Source organism: Arthrobacter flavus (assembly GCF_039526005.1).
Taxonomy (GTDB): Bacteria; Actinomycetota; Actinomycetes; order Actinomycetales; family Micrococcaceae; genus Arthrobacter_D; species Arthrobacter_D flavus.
On record NZ_BAAAIJ010000059.1, the window covers coordinates 24,831 to 45,815 of the forward strand.

The 20,985-nt window shown below is 64.7% G+C and carries 19 protein-coding genes and 1 pseudogene; 13 read left to right on the forward strand and 7 right to left on the reverse strand.

The annotated features are described in order from the left end of the window. Positions 1-338 precede the first annotated feature (338 nt). Positions 339-1,319, reverse strand: coding sequence for a M56 family metallopeptidase (locus tag ABD059_RS15090; protein ID WP_343881516.1), 981 nt, complete (start codon positions 1,317-1,319; stop codon positions 339-341). 4 nt (positions 1,320-1,323) lie between these two features. Beyond that, positions 1,324-1,689 (reverse strand): BlaI/MecI/CopY family transcriptional regulator, encoded by a 366-nt coding sequence (locus ABD059_RS15095; RefSeq protein WP_343881518.1) that lies wholly within the window; start codon positions 1,687-1,689, stop codon positions 1,324-1,326. A gap of 136 nt (positions 1,690-1,825) precedes the next feature. Here ABD059_RS15095 and ABD059_RS15100 point away from each other — a divergent pair, with 136 nt between their 5' ends. Next, positions 1,826-2,812 (forward strand): GNAT family N-acetyltransferase, encoded by a 987-nt coding sequence (locus ABD059_RS15100; RefSeq protein WP_343881520.1) that lies wholly within the window; start codon positions 1,826-1,828, stop codon positions 2,810-2,812. A gap of 34 nt (positions 2,813-2,846) precedes the next feature. Here the strand turns inward: ABD059_RS15100 and ABD059_RS15105 are convergent, their stop codons facing one another. Continuing rightward, a complete protein-coding gene (locus tag ABD059_RS15105; RefSeq protein ID WP_343881522.1) occupies positions 2,847-5,333 on the reverse strand; it encodes a DNA gyrase/topoisomerase IV subunit A in 2,487 nt (828 codons plus the stop codon). A gap of 86 nt (positions 5,334-5,419) precedes the next feature. Between ABD059_RS15105 and ABD059_RS15110 the strand changes: the two genes are divergently transcribed. From ABD059_RS15110 to ABD059_RS15125, 4 genes are all read left to right on the forward strand, one after another. Continuing rightward, positions 5,420-8,140: a bifunctional acetate--CoA ligase family protein/GNAT family N-acetyltransferase gene (locus tag ABD059_RS15110; RefSeq protein ID WP_343881524.1), complete on the forward strand. Its 2,721-nt coding sequence runs from the start codon at positions 5,420-5,422 to the stop codon at positions 8,138-8,140. A 90-nt stretch (positions 8,141-8,230) separates the two neighbouring features. Then, positions 8,231-8,905 (forward strand): DUF5998 family protein, encoded by a 675-nt coding sequence (locus ABD059_RS15115; protein ID WP_343881526.1) that lies wholly within the window; start codon positions 8,231-8,233, stop codon positions 8,903-8,905. Positions 8,906-8,911: 6 nt separating this feature from the next. Beyond that, positions 8,912-10,108 carry an alkaline phosphatase family protein gene (locus tag ABD059_RS15120; protein ID WP_343881528.1) on the forward strand — a complete coding sequence of 399 codons (1,197 nt, stop codon included), beginning with the start codon at positions 8,912-8,914 and terminating at the stop codon, positions 10,106-10,108. Then, a complete protein-coding gene (locus ABD059_RS15125; RefSeq protein ID WP_343881530.1) occupies positions 10,101-10,814 on the forward strand; it encodes a thymidine kinase in 714 nt (237 codons plus the stop codon). Before ABD059_RS15120 ends, ABD059_RS15125 begins: the two co-directional genes overlap by 8 nt. 46 nt (positions 10,815-10,860) lie before the next feature. Here ABD059_RS15125 and sepH read toward each other — a convergent pair whose 3' ends face one another. Continuing rightward, positions 10,861-12,123 (reverse strand): septation protein SepH, encoded by a 1,263-nt coding sequence (gene sepH / locus ABD059_RS15130; protein ID WP_343881532.1) that lies wholly within the window; start codon positions 12,121-12,123, stop codon positions 10,861-10,863. A 237-nt stretch (positions 12,124-12,360) separates the two neighbouring features. Between sepH and ABD059_RS15135 the strand changes: the two genes are divergently transcribed. Beyond that, positions 12,361-12,660: a DUF4193 domain-containing protein gene (locus ABD059_RS15135; protein ID WP_343881534.1), complete on the forward strand. Its 300-nt coding sequence runs from the start codon at positions 12,361-12,363 to the stop codon at positions 12,658-12,660. 23 nt (positions 12,661-12,683) lie between these two features. Here the strand turns inward: ABD059_RS15135 and ABD059_RS15140 are convergent, their stop codons facing one another. Next, positions 12,684-13,148 (reverse strand): DUF3093 domain-containing protein, encoded by a 465-nt coding sequence (locus ABD059_RS15140; RefSeq protein WP_343881536.1) that lies wholly within the window; start codon positions 13,146-13,148, stop codon positions 12,684-12,686. Between the two features lie 128 nt (positions 13,149-13,276). Here ABD059_RS15140 and dut point away from each other — a divergent pair, with 128 nt between their 5' ends. From dut to ABD059_RS15160, 4 genes are all read left to right on the forward strand, one after another. After that, entirely contained in the window at positions 13,277-13,771 is a 495-nt protein-coding gene (gene dut / locus ABD059_RS15145; RefSeq protein WP_343881537.1) for a dUTP diphosphatase, read from the forward strand. 68 nt (positions 13,772-13,839) lie between these two features. After that, positions 13,840-14,700 (forward strand): DUF3710 domain-containing protein, encoded by an 861-nt coding sequence (locus ABD059_RS15150; protein WP_343881539.1) that lies wholly within the window; start codon positions 13,840-13,842, stop codon positions 14,698-14,700. Then, complete coding sequence (locus ABD059_RS15155; protein WP_343881541.1) at positions 14,693-15,073, forward strand: single stranded DNA-binding domain-containing protein; 381 nt, start codon at positions 14,693-14,695, stop codon at positions 15,071-15,073. Before ABD059_RS15150 ends, ABD059_RS15155 begins: the two co-directional genes overlap by 8 nt. Next, positions 15,070-15,810: a DUF3159 domain-containing protein gene (locus ABD059_RS15160; RefSeq protein ID WP_343881543.1), complete on the forward strand. Its 741-nt coding sequence runs from the start codon at positions 15,070-15,072 to the stop codon at positions 15,808-15,810. The genes ABD059_RS15155 and ABD059_RS15160 overlap by 4 nt, the downstream gene beginning before the upstream one ends. On the opposite strand, the gene ABD059_RS15165 is transcribed toward ABD059_RS15160, so the two are convergent. Further along, positions 15,807-16,523, reverse strand: coding sequence for a potassium channel family protein (locus tag ABD059_RS15165; RefSeq protein ID WP_343881545.1), 717 nt, complete (start codon positions 16,521-16,523; stop codon positions 15,807-15,809). The two genes, ABD059_RS15160 and ABD059_RS15165, sit on opposite strands and share 4 nt — an antisense overlap. Further along, on the reverse strand, positions 16,520-17,194 hold the full coding sequence (locus ABD059_RS15170; protein ID WP_343881547.1) for a potassium channel family protein: 675 nt from the start codon (positions 17,192-17,194) through the stop codon (positions 16,520-16,522). The genes ABD059_RS15165 and ABD059_RS15170 overlap by 4 nt, the downstream gene beginning before the upstream one ends. A 126-nt stretch (positions 17,195-17,320) precedes the next feature. Here ABD059_RS15170 and ABD059_RS15175 point away from each other — a divergent pair, with 126 nt between their 5' ends. From ABD059_RS15175 to acnA, 3 genes and pseudogenes are all read left to right on the forward strand, one after another. Beyond that, positions 17,321-19,297, forward strand: a complete 1,977-nt coding sequence (locus ABD059_RS15175) for an APC family permease (RefSeq protein ID WP_343881549.1) — start codon at positions 17,321-17,323, stop codon at positions 19,295-19,297. Further along, entirely contained in the window at positions 19,294-20,607 is a 1,314-nt protein-coding gene (locus tag ABD059_RS15180; protein WP_343881551.1) for a class I SAM-dependent RNA methyltransferase, read from the forward strand. The genes ABD059_RS15175 and ABD059_RS15180 overlap by 4 nt, the downstream gene beginning before the upstream one ends. Positions 20,608-20,663: 56 nt before the next feature. Further along, positions 20,664-20,985: pseudogene (gene acnA / locus ABD059_RS15185) on the forward strand (aconitate hydratase); the annotation flags it as partial.

Genomic DNA, 20,985 nt, shown 5'->3' on the forward strand with positions numbered 1-20,985 from the left:
GATGCGGCCGGAAGCGCTAATTGGAGTCTTTACCGGGATTTTCGTTGTGGGCTACTTCACCTCGACTAGTCCCACTATCGCGATGTCCCTGGTGCTTGGAAGCATATTCAGCGCCTTCAGCGTCCAGATCCTCCGCGCTGCGCGGTCCAACCGTATGTCGGCAACAACCGCGCCGATCGAGCGTCAAGACGGGCGTAGCCGGACTCGAATGAAGGTATTGTCGGACCTCGCCGTCGTCTTTGCTATCTCCCAGACCGCTTGGTCTGCAGCATCCTTGCTGATTGCCCATAACGGCTTCTCGATCCCCGGCGGGCTGAGTGGGGCAGGTCGCGCCGAAGTTAACCCAGCACCCAGGGGGCAACCAGCAGGAGCGTTGGCGCCACCAGCAGTAGCCCGGAGGCTCCGAGAGCGGCCGCCTGTTGGGGTAGCGACAAGGGCGGCTGCGGCGTGAGGAGCCGGCGAATCCGGTTGAGGGTGGCACCAGCATCCTGGTCAGGGGTCGCACCGGGAGCAAGCGCTGTCACTGCTAACGAGTGGCCGTGGGCGAAGTCGCCCTGCTGGTCGGGCAGTGACCCGGAGGCGACGATCGCTATCGCCCGGGCAAGGACTGGCTCCTGAACCCGCTTCAGAGCCTCGTCGTCGGCGAGCATCTCGATCAATTCGTTGACGGCCCGTTGTGCCAACTGGGATGTGGGCAGCCACGGGAGGGCCGCGCGCCAGGCTGCAAACGCCCACAGGAGCAGGTGATGTCGCTGGTGGAGGTGGGCCCGCTCGTGCACCAGCACGGCGTCGAGTTCGGCAGGGGACAGCAGGTCGAGGAGGCCGTCGGAGAGGACCGTCACCGATCTGGCGCCGCCCGGAAGGCAGTAGGCCACTGGGGTGGGGTGATTGATCACCAGCGTTGCCGGCCGGTTCACTGCCGGTGAGCTGAGCAGGTTCAGCATGTCCCGGTGTCGCTTGCGCTGCCCACGTATCTTGGCGTAGGTCAGCAGGAGGGTGAAGATCAGGTGGGCGCTAAGCAACCCCGCGGCGCTCAGAGCAAAGACGTGAACCAGGCCGAGCGTGTCGACCGGCTGGTTGGCAAACGCCATCTCACCGAAGCGGCCAAGGGCTTCGACCAGATTGTCGCCGAGCGGGTCGAGACCCCAGACCAGCATCGCGCCGATCATTGACAGTCCACCGGCGAGGGCAATCGCCTGCCACAGAATCATCGCCGTAAACGGAGCCCGGGTGGGCCACTTTGCCCGGGACAGGGCTACGGGCGCAGGCCAGGCGAGGACGACGGCGAGCCCGGCCAAAAAATGGGCGGCCCAAAACATCCGCTCAGCTGCCGAGCAGTTTGCGCAGAGCCTGTGCCTCGCTGTCGGAAACGCTTCCGATGAACCGCGCCAGCACGGCTTCCCGGTCTGGGGCAGTGACGAGGACTTCGTGCATCAACTCAGCGGTATGTTCCTCCCGGCTGGTGATTGCACGGTAGCGGTGCGGGCGGGTTTCCCGCTCCCGTTCCACCAGTCCCTTCTTCTCCAGCCGCGAGAGGACAGTCAGCACTGTTGTGACAGCAAGTTCCTTGCCCAGGGCGTCTTCCGTTGCCAGTGCCAGCAGGTCGCGCAGATCGTTTGCGGTCAGTGCCCCGGGGGTGCCCCACAGCAGATCCATCACTGTGCGTTCGAGTTCTCCGAGGGTGGCCATGCAAGTCCTTCGTTAAAATTTCGGATGATTAGCTCAAATCTACTCTCTTTTTCGACAAGTTTCTACATACGGTAGAACAAGCGGTCGATTGCTCATCCGATGGTTGACCTACCCGGTGGTGATTTAGGCTTTTGCCATGACTAAGCCAGAATCGGACTTCTTTCCCACCGGTACACCGCTGCAGTGGCGTGCCATCACGGCCGGTGACCTGGATGGCTGGCTCGAGCTCTTGCACCGGATGGCCAAGGAAGACCAGCCGGACTGGGTGGAGGAGCGGGCCGACCTGCAGCAGATCCTGGGTTCATCGAAAACTGACCCGGCAAGAGACACCATTTTGGGTCTCGACGATGCGGGTGTGGCCCGCGCCGTCGGGGTGATCCAGCGAAACCCCGGGTCCACCCTGATTCACAGCATGGGTGGAGTGGACCCCGCCTGGCGACGGCAGGGGATCGGTACCGCACTCTACTCTTGGCAGGCGGGGCGCGCGCGTCGCCGGTTGGACGACGACGGCGTCGGGGAGGGAGTGCTGCGCACCTACGCGGAGGAACGGGTGCCATCCCACCTGGCACTAATGAAGGTGACCGGCAACGCCGTCGTCAGATATTTTACGGAGATGACCCGGCCGCTGCAGGCGGAGATCCCTGAAGTTGAGATCGCAGCGGGGCTGCAGATTGTGACGTTCTCGGATGACCTCTCCGAGGCGGTGCGGCTCGCCCACAACGAGGCGTTCCAGGACCACTGGGGGAGTGAACCACGCGACGAGGAATCCTGGCGGTTCACCGTGACGCACCCCGAGTTCAAACCCGAATGGAGCCTCGCGGTGGTGGACGAGGCATCCGGCGAAGTGGCTGCCTACCAGCTGGCCAGCTACGATCCCGCGTCCCGGGAGTTGCTGGGCCACACTGAGGGCTACACCGACCTGTTGGGAGTGCGACGGAAATGGCGGGGCCTACGGCTCGCCCCAGCCCTGCTGGCCGAGGCGATGCGCCGGTTCAAAGCTGACGGGATGGAGCATGCTGGGCTGGGCGTCGATACCGAGAACCCATCGGGTGCCCTTGGCCTCTATGAACGCCTGGGTTACATAGCTACCCACCGGGTCAGGGTGTTCGAACTGCCCATCTAAACCATTGACGGAGTTGTCGAGGTTAGCCCCGGGGCTAACCCTGGGCGGGGCTGGGGCCGATCGAGTCAACAGAGTGGCTCAGGCTGACACCAGAACCGTCACGGCGCCCGTGTTCGGTAGGAAGCGCGCGGGACACACCGGAAGCTGATGCGGCTTTTGCCGGACCGTGTCCGGCCCAGGCGAGCAGCAGGATGTCCTCGTCCTTGAGGAACCGGTGAGCCCGGACCCCCGCTGTCGCCCTACCCTTGGTTGGATATTCAGCGAAATCGGTCACCTTGACCGATCCCGCCGACGTGCCCGGCAGCGCTCCGCTCGCGGCGGCAATCGTCACGACGACGGCGGCCGCATCCTCGGCACCCACGGCGCCGAAGTGGATGACCGAGTCACCGGATCCCAGTTTGATGCCTGCCATCCCACCGGCGGTCCGGCCCTGCGGACGGACGGTCGATGCGGGGAAGCGCAGCAGCTGCGCCTGAGCCGTGATGAAGACCAGCAGGTCCTGGTCGCCGGCCGCTGCCAGGCCCACCACCTTGTCTTTGGGTTTGAGGGAAATGATCTCCCATTCGTCGCGGTTCAGTGGATACTCGGGCGCCACCCGTTTCACCACGCCCTGCGCACTGCCCAGGGCGATCACCGCGTCGAGGGGGGCCAACCCCACCAGGGATTCCCCGGGCAGGAGGGTCATGAACTCCTGCGCAGGTACGCCGCCCGCCAGATTGGGGATCCCGGCGGTGGGTGCGAGAGCAGGCATATCCATCACCTGAAGGCGCAGCATTCGCCCGGCCGAGGTGACCGCTCCGACCTCTGCCCTCGCCGTTGAACGAAGCACCGAACTGAACACGTCGTGCTTGACCCGTTGCCCGCCCTCACCGAACGGTTCCTGGTCGGCGGTGCGAGCCAGCTGTCCCGACGTCGACAGGATCACCCAGCAGGGATCGTCGGCAATTTCCAGGGGTATCGGCGTCGTTTTCCCGCCGGGCGCTGTCACCGCAGGCATCACCGTGCCCTTCAGGGGGGCACTGGACTCGGACTCCAGCAACACCGTGCGACGGGGAGTGGCGAACTTCGCCGCCACCTCTGCAAGTTCGTCCGACAAAAGGGCGCGCAGCTTCTCTTCCGAGCCGAGCAGTTCCTCCAGCAGGGCAATCTCCCTGCGGAGCTCGTCCTGCTCCTTCTCCAACTCGATGCGTGAATACTTCGTCAGCTGTCGCAGCCGAAGCTCAAGAATGTAGTTTGCCTGCAGCTCGGTCAGATCATAGATCGACATCAGCCGTTCCCGGGCCTGGGCTGATTCGTCCGACGAGCGGATGATCTGGATGACCTCGTCAATATCGACGATCGCGATCAGCAGACCCTCGACCAGGTGGAGCCTGTCCATCTTGCGTCCCAGCCGGTACGCGGTGCGGCGGCGGACCACCGACAGCCGGTGCTTGATATAGACCTGCAGCAGCTCCACCAGGCCCAGTGTCCGGGGCTGACCGTCAACGAGGGTCACATTGTTGATGCCGAACGAATCCTCCATCGGCGTGTACCGGTACAGCTGAGCCAGCACGGCGTTGGGGTTGAAGCCGTTTTTGAGCTCGATCACCAGGCGCAGTCCGTGACGACGGTCGGTCAGGTCCACAATGTCGGAGATGCCCTGGAGCTTCTTCGACGTGACGGCGTCCTTGATCTTCTCGATGATTTTCTCGGGGCCCACCGTGTAGGGCAACTCAGTCACCACGAGGCCGGTGCGTCGGGCGGAAAGCTGCTCGATCCCCACGGTGGCCCTGGTCTTGAAGGACCCCCGGCCGGTCGCATAGGCGTCCCGCACGCCCTCCAGCCCCACGATCTTTCCGCCACTGGGAAGGTCCGGGCCGGGGATGAAGCGCATCAGGTCATCGAGCCCGGCGTCAGGGTTGGCGATCAGGTGCCGGGCCGCCGCGATGACTTCGCCCAGGTTGTGGGGGGCCATGTTCGTCGCCATGCCGACGGCGATACCGGTGGCCCCATTGACCAGCAGGTTGGGGAAGGCGGCAGGAAGCACCTCCGGCTGCATGAGCTGGTTGTCGTAGTTCGGGACGAAATCCACCACGTCTTCGTCCAGGTGATCGGTCATGGTGAGGGCCGCCGCGGCGAGGCGAGCCTCGGTATAGCGGGGGGCAGCCGGGCCGTCATCGAGTGACCCGAAGTTGCCGTGCCCATCGATCAGGGGCAGGCGCAGGGAAAAGTCCTGTGCCATGCGAACCATCGCGTCATAAATCGCGGCGTCGCCGTGCGGGTGGAGCTTGCCCATCACTTCGCCCACCACCCGGGCGGACTTCACATGGCCACGGTCCGGGCGCAGCCCCATATCGGTCATCATGTACAGGATGCGCCGCTGCACCGGTTTCAGCCCGTCCCTGGCATCGGGGAGGGCCCGGGAGTAAATCACCGAGTACGCGTACTCAAGGAAAGAGCCTTCCATTTCGGAAGTGACGTCAATGTCGATGATCTTCTCGGTGTAATCCACCGGGGCTGCTGTGCTTTGGCGCCTGGCCATGATCGGATGGTCCTCGGGTTGTGAAAAAAGGGTAGGTGCTGCCAAGAGTAATGACGTGAACGCCGAACGCCCACTAGGGTGAGTCTATGGCTGCTGGCGGACATTACCCGGAATATTGGGAGGCCGACGTCGTGTTGCGGGACGGCGCCACAGCACATTTGCGGCCGATTTCGCCCGACGATGCCCCGGCATTGCAGCACTTTCACATGCTCCAGTCCGAGAACTCGATCTACCTGAGGTTCTTCACCTACAAGTCTTCGCTGAGCAACAAAGAGCTCAAACGATTCACCGAAGTGGACCACCGGGACCGTGTGGCATTCGTCGTCACCCGCGGCACGGACATCCTGGGTATTGGGCGGTACGACCGGCTCGATGATCCCACCGAAGCCGAGGTCGCCTTCAACGTCTCAGATGCCCACCAGGGCAGGGGATTGGGGTCGATCCTGCTCGAACACCTTGCTGCGGCTGCCCGGGAGAACGGCATCAGCCGGTTCTCGGCAGAGGTCCTGCCGGAAAACCGCAAGATGATCACTGTCTTCGCGGAAGCCGGCTACGAGGTGCAACGGCGCTTCGACGACGGCGTGGTGATGCTGGAGTTCAATATTGACCCCACCGAGAAATCGCGCGCCGTGATGGAGTCCCGGGAGCACCGCGCCGAGGCGCGCAGCGTCGCCGGACTGCTTTCGCCGTCGTCGGTCGCCGTCATCGGTGCCAGCCGCGAGTGGGGAACCGTCGGGTACTCCTTCCTCGAACACATCATCGATGGCGGCTACACCGGTGACGTCTATGCGGTGAACCCCGAGGCCTTCGAACTGGCGGGCATGATCTCGTTCGCCTCCATCGGGGAAGTCCCGGGGCCGGTCGACCTGGCCGTGATCGCCGTCCCCTATGACCAGGTGGCGTCGGTCGTGGATCAGTGCGGCGTGGCCGGCGTGAAGGGCCTCCTTGTGGCGACCGCCGGGTTCGCCGACGACGGCGCTGAAGGACTGGCACGGCAGCGGGCCCTGGTGCATCGTGCGAGGGCCTACGGTATGCGGGTGGTCGGTCCGGCATCACTGGGCCTGGTCAACACGCACCCGGAGGTCCGGCTCAACGCCTCGATGGCCCCCGCGCTGCCAGCCGCCGGTTCACTGGGTCTATTCAGCCAGTCAGCGGCGATCGGAGTGCTGCTGTACGCGGCGGCAGGGCGGCGCGGACTGGGCCTGAGCTCCTTCGTGTCCGCTGGTAACCGGGCGGACATCTCGGGTAACGACGCGATGCAGTACTGGGAAGATGACCCCTCCACCCGCGCTGTGGGTCTCTACCTGGAGTCGGTGGGCAACCCCCGCAAGTTCTCCAGGATTGCCCGCCGACTAGCCAAAACCAAGCCGGTCATCGTTGCGAAGTCTGATGTCATGGGTCTGCAGCTACCGCCCGGCCACGCTGTGCGCATCACCCAGGCACCCTCGGGGGCGCTCGACGCAATGCTGAGGCAATCGGGAGTCATCCGGGTGGAAACGACTGCGCAGTTGGTGGACATCGCCCAGATTCTCGTCAGCCAGCCCCTTCCTGCCGGTCCAGCGCTCGCGGTGTTCAGCAATTCGCTGGCCCTCGGCAAGGTGGTGGCCGACGCCGCCGCCGCCCAGTCCTTGGACGTGCGGCGGCTGGTGACGGATATCGATCTGGACACCGGGCAGTCAGTTGCGCTGCCAGTCCTGCGCGCGGCCATTCTCGACGCGCTGGCCGACGATGAAGTGCACTCGGCCGTTGTCGCGCTGCTCCCTGCGCCAGGGCTGACAGTCGAGGCCATTGCCAGCTGCCTGCGGGACTGCGCCGAGACGGCCAACAAGCCTCTCGTCGCCTCCTTCGCTGGCATCCTGGACCCGGCAGTGCAATCAGACGGGCTATTGGCTTCACCCCGAAACCCGGTGGCGTCAGCCGACGGGGACGCCACACTGCCCAGCCAGCGTGGGGTGCCCTGCTACGCCGGCCCGGGGGCCGCCGTCGCCGCCCTCAGTGCAGTGGTGACCTATGCCCGATGGCGCTCCCGGGACAGCGGCGGCTTCCACGAACCGGCTGACATCGACTTCGATGCCGCGTCAACGGTGCTGCAGCAGGCGCTGCTCCGGGTTGACGGCGATGGCCTGACCCGGTTGGACGGTGCCGAGTCGGCCACCCTGCTTGGCCACTACGGGATTTCCCTGCTGCCATCCGTCCGCTTCGCCACAGCCGATGAGGCGGTGGACGCCGCCGACCGGCTCGGGTGGCCGGTGGTCATCAAGACTGTGGATGAACATCTCCGGCACCGCCTCGATCTGGGGGGTGTCCGGTTGAACATTGAGGACGCAGAATCCCTCCGCCAGAACATTGCGCAGATGGAAAAGGTCTTGGCACCCTTCGGAGTCAGCGGAATGGAGGTGCAGTCCATGGCACCGTCCGGGCAGGCGTGCACGCTCCGCGCCATTGAAGATCCCCTGCTGGGTCCGGTGCTGTCCTTCGGACTGGCAGGCGACGCCGTCGACCTCCTCGATGACTGGGCGCACAGTATCCCGCCACTATCCGCCGTCGACGTTTCCGATCTGGTCCGCGGCCCACGCGCATCCCGCAAACTGTTCGGCTACCAGGGGCTGCCGGCAACCGACATCGCCGCGATCGAAAACCTGATCAGCCGGGTGGCTGTCCTGAAGGACCACCACCCGGAGATCGCTTTGCTTGAGTTCAACCCGGTACTGGTCTCGGCCACCGGACTGGTCATCCTCAGCACCGAGATTATGGTCGGCAACCCGCAGCGTCGCACCGACAGTGCGCGACGGGCCATGCGGGACTGACGACGGTGTGGGTCACCGTTCCGGGGGAGCGGCGCGCCCTACCGGCCACCGGGTTAGGTGGCGGGTGCCCGGGTGGGGGAAACTGGAGGTATGACATCGTTTTCCGCTGAACGCCGCAGCCTCGACGCCTCCCTGGAACGGGCAGGGTTTTACCCGCGCCTGGTGGCTGACACGGTGCACGACGCCCTTGACGGCCGGGAACCGCTCTCCCACGTGGCGCACCTCGAAACCCACTTCGAACGCAACGAGGTGCACCGTCATATCACCGTGCTCGTTCTCACTGAGGACATGCTGGTGATCACCCACGTCGACGACCAGCAGCTGGACGAGGACGGGCAGCAGATGATGGCCCAGGTCTCCACCGAGTCCGTCCCGGTCAGCCAGATCCGCTCAGTGGTCCTCAGCTACCTCTACGCCCAGCCCCAGGACTACAAACCGTCCGACCAGGCTCGGGAGCTGACCCTCGCCATCGCCTGGTCCGGCGGGCAGCGCCTGGACATGGGTCCGGCCGGGTGCAGCGACCCCCAGTGCGACGCCGACCACGGCTACACCGGCACCATTTCCCAGGAAGATATTGTGCTGCGCGTCAGTGCTGAGGCCGACGGCATGCAGGCGGTCCAAAACGCGAAGTCGTTTGCCAGGGCCCTCCGGAAGGTCAACACGGCCAACCCGGTGGTGCCGGGTGCCGGCAGCTCCGGCAGCCCGACGTCGCGGCGGCAGCCCGGCCTCGGTGCCCGCTTCAGCCGCACCCACCACCAGGGCTAGCCGCTGGTGGAATCTCTGATCGAACACCGGGAGCCTCTTCCGGCGGCGCCGCCCTATGGGTCAAGCACCGTCGCCGAGGTCTTCACCAGCGCGGCGGCGGCCCTGGGACTGGACTCAGCGTCCGGGCCCTTCCTCAACGCCCTGGGCTTGCCCGAGGCCGCACGCGTGTGTGTGGTGGTGGTTGACGGGCTTGGCTCCGCCTTGCTGAAGAAACGCGGCGGTCACGCGCCGTTCCTGCGCCGCCATCTGGAGAGTGCACGAACCCTCCACTCGGCGTTCCCCTCAACCACAGCCGCGTCCCTCGCCAGCCTGGGCACGGGCCTGGCCCCGGGCAAGCATGGGCTGGTTGGCTACGATGTGCTGGACCCGGAGCAGGGGAAGGTCGTCAACATGCTGGGCGGGTGGGACCCGGGAGTCGATCCGCTCCAGTGGCAACCGTATCCCTCAGTCTTTGAGCAGGCCGCCGGGCAGCTCCCGGTGGTCAGCGTGTCCCTCCCCAAATTTGCTGACTCTGCCATGACCAGGGCGGCGTTGCGGGGCGGCAGTTATGTGGCAGCGGGAACCCTGCAGGCCCGAGTGCGTGGCGCCCATGAGCAACTTGCTGCCTCCGACCGGGCGCTGGTCTACCTGTATCTCAACGAAATGGATAAGGTCGGCCACCGCCACGGTTGCGGCTCGGCTGAATGGGGCAACCAGTTGGAAGATGTTGACTCAGCGATCAGGACCCTCGCTGCCCGGGTGCCATCCGATACGCTGCTCCTGCTCACCGCCGATCACGGGATGGTCGACGTCGACGTCGATCAGCGCCACGATTTCTCCACCGAACCGCAGCTCATCGACGGGGTGGCCCACACCGCTGGCGAGCCGCGGATGCTCCACTTGTACTTTGAACCGGGCCTGTCCGCCCGAGGGCAGGAACGACTCATCGAAGCGTGGCGGGAGGCCTACGGCCGGCTCGCCTGGATCTTCACCCGCGACCAGGCTGTTGACGCGGGCCTGTTTGGCGAGGTCGATCAGCGGGTGCTGCCCCGCATCGGAGACCTCATGATCGCAGCGCGGGAGCCCATCGCGCTATACGATCGCCGTCGGACCTCCGCGTCAGCAATGGAAGTGGTCGGCCAGCACGGTTCGCTCACCCGGGCCGAGCGGGAAGTCCCCCTCCTGACCCTGAACCGCCCGGGCGGGAAGGGCCCCCGTGGCTGAGCTGATCTTTTTCTCCGGCACCATGGACTGCGGGAAGTCCACCCTGGCGCTGCAAATGGACCACAACCATCGCGCCCGTGGCCGGGCCGGTCTGCTCTTCAGCTCCCATGACCGGGCGGGGGAGGCAATGATCTCTAGCCGGCTCGGGTTGCAGACCATCGCGGTGGAAGTCACCGACACCACCGACTTCTGGGCCGAAATCGTCAGGCGCCGGACGTCAGCTGAACGGGTGGACTACCTCATCTGCGATGAGGCCCAGTTCTATCTGGGCGAACAAATCGATCAGTTGGCCCGCATCGTCGACGAGATGGACGTCGACGTGTTCGCGTTCGGTATCACCTCCGATTTCCGCACCAGGCTCTTTCCCGGTTCGCAGCGACTCATCGAACTCGCCGACCGGGTCCAGGTCCTTCAGGTGGAGGCGCTCTGCTGGTGCGGACGACGGGCAACCCATAACGCGAGAACCGTCGACGGCGTCATGGTCGTTGAAGGGGACCAGGTGGTCGTCGGCGACGTGGAGCTAGCCTCGGAGCCCCGGGATCCGCTCCAGCCGGAACTGCCGCTCACCGACGGAACGGTTGCCCAGTCTCCGCACGGGCCAGTCACCGGCTACGAAACACTCTGCCGGCGCCATCACACGCGGCGGGTCACGCTGAGGACCGCTGCAGCGACGAAAAACAACGAAATGTTGCTGCCGTTCGCCTAGCGGTCAGCGACGACCTGAGAATCGTCGAGCTAGTGGTGCTCTGCGACTAGTCGCTTTTGGTGCCGAAGACGATTTCGTCCCAGCTGGGGACGCTCGAGCGCTTCGGCCGGATTTTGCGGTCCGGTGCTTCCTCACCCGGTTTCGCTGATCGATCTGCCGCTGAGGCGTGCTCGGGAGCAGAGCCGTGATCTTCGCGTGGTTCGGCGGCTTCCGGCCCGGGCTGTGCTGGCCGATTGGGGCGAGCGAAAATGCTGATTTCCCGGGTCTCGGTGCTGACCGATTCGAAGAGTCTAGGTGTGCCGTCGCTGTAGGTCGCTTTGTCCTCAACCCCCGACTCGACGTCGTCGGCAACCGACGGGGCCAGGCTCAGACCCGCGAACTTGCGTGGCTCGGCGTCGTCGTCATCAGCCGAGGTGGGGGTTTCAGTCCCATCGTCCTCCGAGGGGCGGGGATGGGCTGCGGGAATCGCTCCCTTGGCCAGTAGATGGGCCAGAGCGTCATCGCCGTCCTCATCCACGCCGAGACGCTGCCCACGGCGGGACCGAAGGACGTCGAGCAGGTTGTCCGAGGCTTCTTCTTCCTCGGCTGCAACCTCAGGAGTTTTCTGCGCTTCAAAGTCGAAAACATGATCAGCAACTGCGCTGAGCCGCCGGGTGGGCAGGGGGCCGTCGAGCGGTTCCAGCTCGCTGAGCAGCTGGGCCCATCGATTGGTGTTCAGGACGGTTTTGCGGCTGGGATTGAACGTCCATTGGGCGGGAGGTTCCTCCCCGACGGTGACCCGGGTGTCTGCTGCCAGATCGAAACGTGCCACCACGTTCCAGAGCCCGTCCTGGCGCCGCCAGGCATCCCACTCAACAGAGTTCGCATCGACCCCATACGCCTGCAACCGGTAGGCGACCATGTCGCCGAGTTGGGCAGGGTTTTCTCCGAAGGCTGACCGGTAGCCGTCGTTGGAAGGCAGAGCTGAGGAGACTTCCACCCGCTGGGCGAGGATGGCCATATAGTCGCGTTCGGCTCGCACCGGCCCTTCATACCTGAGTACCTGTGCAAGGTCCTGGCCGGACTCGTCGACGATATCCTGGGCAGTGGCGCCGCCGCGGATCCGGGACTGGATATCGCGGGGTGAAAGTGGAACAACCGGTTTGCCTGCGGGGGGCGGTGGGGTGCTGATCTTGTGCTGTTCCATTGGGCGGGTGACCGCCATGCGCAGCGCTTCGTTGATCGGCAGGCTGAAGTTGGAGCCGTCCTCACCGTTCAAGAGCAGGTGTCCGCCGTCCTCGTGAACACCCACCAGCCGTAGTTCCTGCATGAAAATCCTCCGAGCCGACAATGCTTCCTTACCCTGAAACTCTGCCACCTGATCGCCGACATGCCTACTACACCCGTGGTGTGGCGCGGAAGTTTCGACGCCGATTGGGATCAGCGGGGTTGTTCAGCGACAATCTTTGGCGTAGGGGCACAAAATTGCGTCTGTCAGCGTTGGACTCGACGTTGGACAGTTCCGCCTAGCCACACCCACAGAACACCGGAGAGTGAACCCCCAATCATGGCCACCGATTACGACACGCCGCGTATCAGCCCCGAGGACGCCAGCGACGCCTCGATCGAGGAGCTGAAGGCCCACCGCGCTGGCCTCCAGTCGCCTGTGGTTGACGACGACGAGATCGAGGCAGCGGATTCCTTCGAGCTCCCGGGAGCTGACCTTTCCAGCGAAGAGATCCAGGTACTGATTCTTCCCGCACAGGCCGACGAATTCACTTGTGCGTCCTGCTTCCTGGTTCGGCACCGTTCCCAGATCGCCAAACACGTAGACGGGCTCGCCTACTGCAGCGACTGCGAGGGCTGATCGGCCCAGCGCGGGACGAGACGTCAGCTGGCGAGGGCTGCCACCAGGCGGTCCGGTCGCCGGGTGGACGTCAACCAGTAAGGAGTGGGGTCATCCGGGTCGGTGATCTCCACCCGGACAACCGGTGAGATCCAGCCGCGAATACACAGGTACGCAATCCCATTGAGCTGCGGCCCTCGCTGCGCGGTGGCGTCCTCACCGGTGAAGGCGGAGGCACCCCCCAGGAAGCGGCGCTCAATGGTGGCCCGCCCCACCGTGAGGTGTGTTGCGGTGACCACTATCCGAGGGGTGGAAAGCACCAACAGGGTGCCGAGGACCACTGCAACCACAGTGGCAGCAATAAACCCGGTGGTGAGATTGATCGGAGCAAACGTGACCACTGATGCACCTGCCGCTCCCGCCGCGACCAGCCAGATCCAGAGGGCGGGCCACAGCCGCTCCTCGTAGAGGACAGTGCTAACTGATGATCCGGGCGTGGGTGTTGACATACCCCTACCTTCCCAGATTTTCCTGGGTAGTTCATCCTCGCCCCCTGACCTACTGGCCCCCGGTGATCGTTCAGGTTTTCGCGCTAGAGTGAAGGCCTAACCCCAATCACTTTCAAGGCAGCTGGAGTATGAACGTGCTGGACCCACAGCGGAAACTTCCCGTGCAGATTAGGCTCCTCGACGCCGGGATGACCCCACCCGCATATGCGCAGCCGGGTGACGCTGGCGCAGACCTACGAAGCCGGATCGACTTCCGGTTGGCGCCAGGTGAGCGTTTGCTGGTGCCAACCGGTCTGGCCATCGCACTACCGGACGGGTACGTTGGGCTGGTCCATCCCCGGTCGGGTCTGGCCACGAAGCATGGGGTGACGGTGGTGAACGCTCCTGGCACCATTGACGCTGGCTACCGGGGCGAGATCGCTGTCACCTTGCTGAACACCGACAAAACTGAATCGCTGGCGTTCCAACGAGGGGACCGGATCGCCCAGCTCCTCATCCAGCGGGTCGAGCACGCCGAATTTACCGTGGTTGAGGAACTGCCCGGATCGGTCCGCGGCAGCGGGGGCTTCGGCTCCACGGGAGGCTACAGCGTTGATGCTGCGGCCCCTCCGAATCACCCATAACCTCAAGGAAATCCAGATTAGGAACCCCCTCCCGGAGGATCCACACACCCAAGGAAAGGAACCCAATCATGGTTTTTGGGCGCCTGAAGAAGAAGCAACAGAATCTCCCGGCTGAAGACACGACACCGGCTGACGCGCCGGTCGAGGTAGCCGAAACCGCCGAGGCTGCTGGGCCAACGGACCCCGCGGTCACGACGGACGCCGGACCGACCGATCCAGATTCAGATTCAGTCGACCCTGGCTCCACTGAGCCAGTCGGCACACCTACGGCAGCCGATGCGGAGCCTGCTGCAGGCATTGTCGTCTCGCGGAGCAACGGTCCGTTCGACGTATCGGAGAAGGATTCCGACGCCGGATATATTGACCTCGGAGCGTTGCGTATCGGAGCAGCCGAAGGACTCCAGCTTCGGCTTGAGGTGGAAGAAAAGACCAAGCGGGTGATCGCCGTCACCCTGGATCTCAACGGCTCCAACTTGCAGTTGCAGGTGTTCGCCGCACCTCGCACCGATGGCCTCTGGGATGAGATTCGTTCACAGATCGGGGTCTCGGTCGGTGCGCAGGGTGGAACGGTCCAGGACCGGGTGGGTTCCTTTGGCACCGAGCTGGTAGCCAAGCTTCCGGCTCAAACCCCCGAGGGCCAGCCGGGGTACCGGGTTGCCCGGTTCATCGGAGTGGACGGCCCCCGATGGTTCCTGCGCGGAGTGATTGGTGGTCCGGCAGCGATCAACCGTGAAGCTGCAGCGCCGATGGAGGAACTTTTCCGCAATGTTGTGGTGGTCAGGGGAGATCACCCGTTGCCGCCACGTGAACTGCTGCAGCTTCGCCTTCCCAAGGAGACTGCCTCCGCAGCACCGGCCGCCGCTGCGGCGCCGAAGCCCGATCTCACCGATCCGCTGAAGCGCGGACCCGAGATCACTCACATTGGCTGATCGCCCGGGCTTTGAGGGGATCAAGGGGACGTCGCGTTCAGCCACGGTGGCGGGGCTTCCCAGCCGGGGGCGTGCCCGGGCGCGGGGTTTTATTTCCCGGATCACCATCCTTCCCCGGGCTGCGGCGCCCCAGTTCGCTGCGGTGGTCTCCGACGATACTCCGCCGTCGACCGCCGGATTCGAGCGTCGGGTTCACACCTCACGGCCTCGGAGTGCCCAGGTACGGTTGGTCTGGATCGGGCAACGCCGGGTTCCGGGCATTGAAGCCGGAACCCAGATCGCCTTCGAAGGAATGGTCAGCCCGGTGGACGGGATGCCCACGATCTACAACCCACGCTATGAAATCATCGGCCGTCCGGAGGCACAGCAGTGAGCACCACCCCACCACCCAGCACCCCCTCTGGGGACAACCCGGCCCCGCGCCAGGGTCCTACAGCCGCAGAGTTGGCCGGTCAGTACGCCGCGCGATCCGGGGTGCAGCGCAACGATAACGGGCAGATCGATGTCCTGCAGTCGATTGGCGGCGTGCGGGGCCTGGCTGAGAGCATTCTGCCGGGTCTGATCTTCACCGTCATCTTCACGATCAACCAGGACCTGCAGGTCTCCCTGATCGCGGCCATCGGTGTGGCGGCCATCTTCTCGATCATTCGGTTGATTTCAAGGACACCCCTGACGCAGGCGTTGTCAGGTCTGATCGGCGTGGCGATCTGCGCCTTCGTTGCGGGCCGTACCGGGAATGCCGAGGACTTCTTCGTTCCCGGGTTCTTCACCAACGGTGGCTACATCATCGCAATGGTCATCTCCATTGCGGTGCGCTGGCCAATTGCCGGCCTCCTGTTCGGGTTCATCCGTGGTGAGGGCGTCGAATGGCGGAAAGACCCAGTACGGGTCAAGGCGTACACCATTGCCACCTGGATTATTGTGACCGTTCTCGGCCTCCGACTCGCCGTGCAGATGCCCCTCTACTTTGCGGAGAATTTCGTGGCGCTCGGAACTACCAGGCTGATCATGGGGCTCCCCCTTTACGCATTGGGGCTATGGCTTGCCTGGCTCGTGTCTCGTCCGACGGCCCAGCTGCAGGAATCCAACGACCCCGACGCACGCAGCTAAGGCAGTCCGGGGGCGTCGATCTGCTCGCCGTCGTCGGGTTCCTCGGATTCCCCGGGAATCGCCAGCAGGACACTCCGGAGCGCGTCCTCCGCGGCAATCGCGGCGATCAGGAACAGCTCATCGCCAGGTTCGACGACGTCGTCGGGGCTCGGTGTGATCGATGCGTCGTCCCGCAGGATTGCCACCACCGTGCAGTCCTCGGGCAGGATCAGTGAGCCCAGCGTCCGACCCACGATCGGGGACTCCTGGGGGACCGTGAACTCGACGATCGAGGTGACACCACTTTGCAGGGTCAGTAGCCGGACCAGGTCGCCGATTTCGACTGCTTCCTCGACCAGTGCAGTCATCAGACGGGGAGTGTTGACTGCGACGTCGACGCCCCAGGAATCGTCGAACATCCAATCATTCTTGGGGTTATTGACCCGGCCCACCGTCCGGCCCACCCCGAACTCGCTTTTCGCGAGCAACGACACCACAAGGTTCACCTTGTCGTCGCCAGTGGCAGAAACCACGACGTCGGCCTCATCCAGCCGGGCATCCTTCAGGGTGGTCAACTCGCAGGCGTCGCCGATCAGCCATTTCGCGCCCTTGAGCCCGCTCCGGCCAATCACCTCGGGTTTCTCATCGATGAGAAGGATTTCGTGGTTGTTGGAGAGCAGCTCCTTGGCGATCGAAGATCCAACGCTCCCCGCGCCCGCGATGACGACCCTCACTCGGACTCCTCCACTGGTGTCTTGGCGAGAACACGCCCTATCTCGTCGGTGGCGGCGGTCCGCATCATTGCATGCACAATGTCACCTTCCTGGTAGCTGGTCTCCGAGGTGGGCAGCATGCCCTCCCCAAACCGGGTGAGGTATGCGACGCGGATCCCCGAGGCCGCTTCGATATCGGCGAGGGACCGGCCAAGCCAGCCATCATGCAACGAGAGCTCGCCCAGGATCAGGCGGCCCGAGGTTTCCCTGAAGTCTCCGTTGATGCTTTGTTCAGGCAGGATTCGCCGGAGCACCTGATCGGCGCTCCAACGCACGGCCGCTACCGTGGGGATTCCCAGCCGCTGGTAGATTTCCGCGCGTCCTGGGTCGTAGATTCGAGCCACCACGTGGGGCACATGAAACGTCTCGCGTGCCACCCGGGTGGCGAGGATATTGGAGTTGTCACCGCTGGACACGGCGGCGAACGCGTAGGCGTTCTCGATGTCGGCATTCTTCAGCGTGTCCCGGTCAAAACCAACCCCGGTGACCTTGCGGCCGCCAAAGGACCCCCTGAGCCTCCGGAACGCGCGGTCATCCTGGTCGATGATCGCGACGGTGTGTCCCGACTCATCCAACGTGTGAGCGAGGCTGACGCCTACTCTGCCACACCCCATGATTACAAAATGCGCCACCCGTGCCACCTGCCGTTCCAACGATTGCCAGCCTACTTGTCGGCGCTGCCCACCTGCTGGGGCACTGCGTCCGCTGCACCCAGCCTAATGGAGTTGAGCGGGCGGAAACGCGCTAGTCTGTGGGCTGTGCTGACTTTCTTTGAAGCCGCCAAGCGGGTCCTGGTGGGCAAGCCGTTCCGCAACGACCGGCTACGGCATCAGACCCTGCCCAAGCGGATCGCGATGCCGGTGTTCTCCGCCAACGCCCTCTCCTCGGTGGCTTACGCACCTGATGAGATCCTGTTGACCCTTGCCCTGGCGGGGGTGGCCGCTGTGTCGGTTTCCCCGTGGGTGGGTCTTGCGGTGCTCGTGGTGCTGCTGGTGGTGATTGCTTCCTACCGGCAGGCCGTCCACGCCTATCCCACTGGCGGCGGCGACTATGGGATTGCCCGCCGTAACCTGGGCAACTCAGCTGGCCTCACCGTCGCTTCAGCACTGATGGTTGACTACGTCCTGACGGTCGCCGTATCGGTGTCCGCGGCCGCCCACTATGTCATTGCCCTGGCTCCCGGGTTGGCCGGGGGACAGACGGCAATGGCGGTGGCAGGCGTTGTCGTCCTGGTGTTGCTGAACCTGCGCGGGGTCACGCGTAACGCGCTGGCCCTTGCCATCCCGACCTACGTTTTCCTTGCTGCGATTCTGGGCATGTGCGCCGTAGGTATCGTCCAGGCGCTCAACGGGACTTTGGGCGAGGCCCCCAGTGCACGGTTTGAAATCATCCCCGATCCGGCCCTGGACGCAGGTCTCGTGGGCCTGGCTGGGGCGCTGCTGATCCTGAGGGCCTTCTCCGCTGGCGCTGCCGCCCTGACCGGGGTGGAAGTGCCCAGCGCCAATGTGCCAAGCTTCCAAACCCCGCGCAGCCGCAATGCCGCCTCCACCCTGTTGATGCTGGGGGTGGCGGCAGGGGCGATGACTGCGGGTGTCATTTATCTCGCGAACGCGGTGAAAGTCCATGTGGTGCAGAACCCGCAGGAACAGTTGCTGCTGGACGGCAACCCGGTGTCAGAGGATTACATTCAGAACCCGGTGGTGAGCCAGCTCGCCCGCACCATCTTCAGTGAAGCGGCCGTGCCGTTCGTTCTGGTCGTCGGTGCCACTGCCCTGATCCTGGTGCTGGCAGGACACGCCGCTTTCAACGGTTTTCCAGTGCTCGCCTCGATCCTGGCCAAGGACGGGTATTTGCCACGCCAGCTCAGGACCCGCGGCGACCGGCTGACCTTCAGCAACGGCATCCTCGCGCTGGGCGCTGGAGCGATCCTGCTGATCCTGGTGTTCAGCGCCGATGTGACCCAGTTGGTTCAGCTCTATATTGTCGGCGTGTTCGTCTCGTTCACCGCGAGCCAGGCCGCACTGATCAAGCACTGGACCCGTGAGCTGCGGAGCACCGCCGATAAAAAACGCCGGTGGCGGATGAAAAAATCACGGGCCATCAATTCGGTCGGGTTCGTGCTGACCGCCGCCGTGCTGGTGGTGGTGCTGGTGACCAAGTTCGAGTACGGGGCGTGGGTGGCGGTGCTGGCGATGGTGGTGCTGTTCGTCGTCATGCACGGCATCAAACGGCACTACGACCAGGTGGCCCGCGAGCTGGCGCTCGACGACACCACCTTTTCGCGGGCGTTGCCTTCCCGGGTGCACGCGGTGATTCTGGTGTCGCACGTCCGCAAACCAGTGCTTCGGGCCCTGGCTTTCGCCCGCGCATCCCGTCCCTCCAAGCTGGACGCCATCGTGGTCGATGTGGACCCGGAGGAAACCGAACGGACGCTGCAGGACTGGGAACGATACGAGATTCCGGTGCCGATCACCGTCCTGGCGTCACCCTACCGGGACACGATCATGCCGATCATGGAGTACATCCGTAGCATCCGCAGCGACTCGCCGAGGGACCTGATTGTGGTCTACATCCCGGAGTACGTGGTGGGACGCTGGTGGGAGCAGCTGGTCCACAACCAGACAGCACTTCGAATCAAAACCCGGTTGCACTTCGAGCCGGGGGTTATGGTGGCAAGTGTCCCTTGGCAACTCGCGTCTTCTGACGCCGCACGAAAGTTTCAGGATCTTCAGTGACAGATGACCCGGCAGGCACCCTAGAACTCACTATCGGCCCGGTAGCCCACGGCGGCCACTGCGTGGCCCGACACGAGGGCAGGGTCATTTTCGTTCGCCATGCCCTACCGGGGGAAGTGGTGCGTGCCCGGTTGACCGAGCATGACGACGGCGCCAGCTTTTGGCGAGCGGACGCGGTCGAGGTGGTCCAGGCATCACCGGACCGGGTCAACCACCCGTGGCCGCTCGCTGACGCCCTATTGGCAGCCCAGCGCGGAGCTTCCCCGGTGGGCGGCGCCGAGTTCGGGCACATCGCTCTCGCCGCCCAACGAAAGTTGAAGGCAACGGTCTTCAGCGAGCAGCTGCACCGCCTCGCTGGAGTGGACCGCGACATTGAGGTGGAGCCGGTCCCCGGTGAAACCCCCGACGGCCTCCGGTGGCGCACCAGGGCCAGCTTTGCGGTCGGGCCGGACGGGCACCTGGCCATGCACGCACACCGTTCCAATGAGCTGATCCCCGTCGCCGAGATGCCGCTGGCTATCGACGCCATCAACGAACTACAGCTATGGACCGTCAACTTCACCGGAATCCAGCGGGTCGAGGTCGCCGTGGGCTCCGCCGGAGACCCGCCACTGGTGCTCCTGGTGCCGGCACCCGGCGCCCGACGGAAACAGACCGCCGCCGTCGTGCACCAGATCGACGGAGCATCGGTGGCCCTCTGGGACCCGGAGAAGGGCACCATCGAGCGGGTGAAAGGCAAGACCTGGCTGGCTGAAACTGTCGGGTCCCAGACCTACCGGATCACCGGGGACGGTTTCTGGCAGATTCACCGGGGCGCGCCCGGACTGTTGATGGACGCCGTCCTTGGCGGGCTGGCCATCCAGCCGGGGGAACGTGCCGCCGACCTTTACTCCGGGGCAGGGCTTTTCACAGCCCCCATCGCCGACGCGGTCGGGGAAACCGGCAGCGTCCTCGCCGTTGAGGGATCCGCGGGAGCGTCCCGCGACGCAAAACGGAATCTCCATGGGCGAACTCAGGTGGACATCGTGCAGGGCAAGGTTGACCGGGTCCTCCGTGACCGCAAACCCTCGCTCGACGTTGTGGTCCTCGATCCGCCCCGCGCCGGTGCGGGGCAGGCAGCCATCACCGAGGTGACTGCGGCGGGCCCCCGCGCTGTCGGGTACGTTTCCTGCGACCCGGCATCGTTCGCGCGCGACGTCGGCTATTTCCAGCAGGCGGGCTGGGAACTGGACACCCTCCGGGTGTTTGACCTGTACCCCCACACCCACCACATGGAGTCCTTCGCTGTACTCCGCCCCGGCCGGGGATAGCGCACTGCTGACGGGCTAGGATGTTGTTCCCGGGTGCAGGCGAGAGGAGCCCAGCAATGAGCAGCATGGACAGCTTTGGTGCCAAGGGGACGCTCGATGTTGCCGGGGTCAGATACGAGGTCTTCCGCCTCGACGCTGTAGAGGGATCAGGGAAGCTTCCCTACAGTCTCAAGGTGCTCCTGGAGAACCTGCTCCGCACCGAAGACGGTGCCAACATCACCGCCGACCACGTGCGTGCCCTGGCCAGCTGGGACCCCGAGGCTGAGCCTGACACCGAGATCCAGTTCACCCCGGCTCGCGTCATCATGCAGGACTTCACCGGTGTGCCCTGCGTCGTGGACCTCGCGACCATGCGTGAGGCAGTCGTTGAGCTCGGTG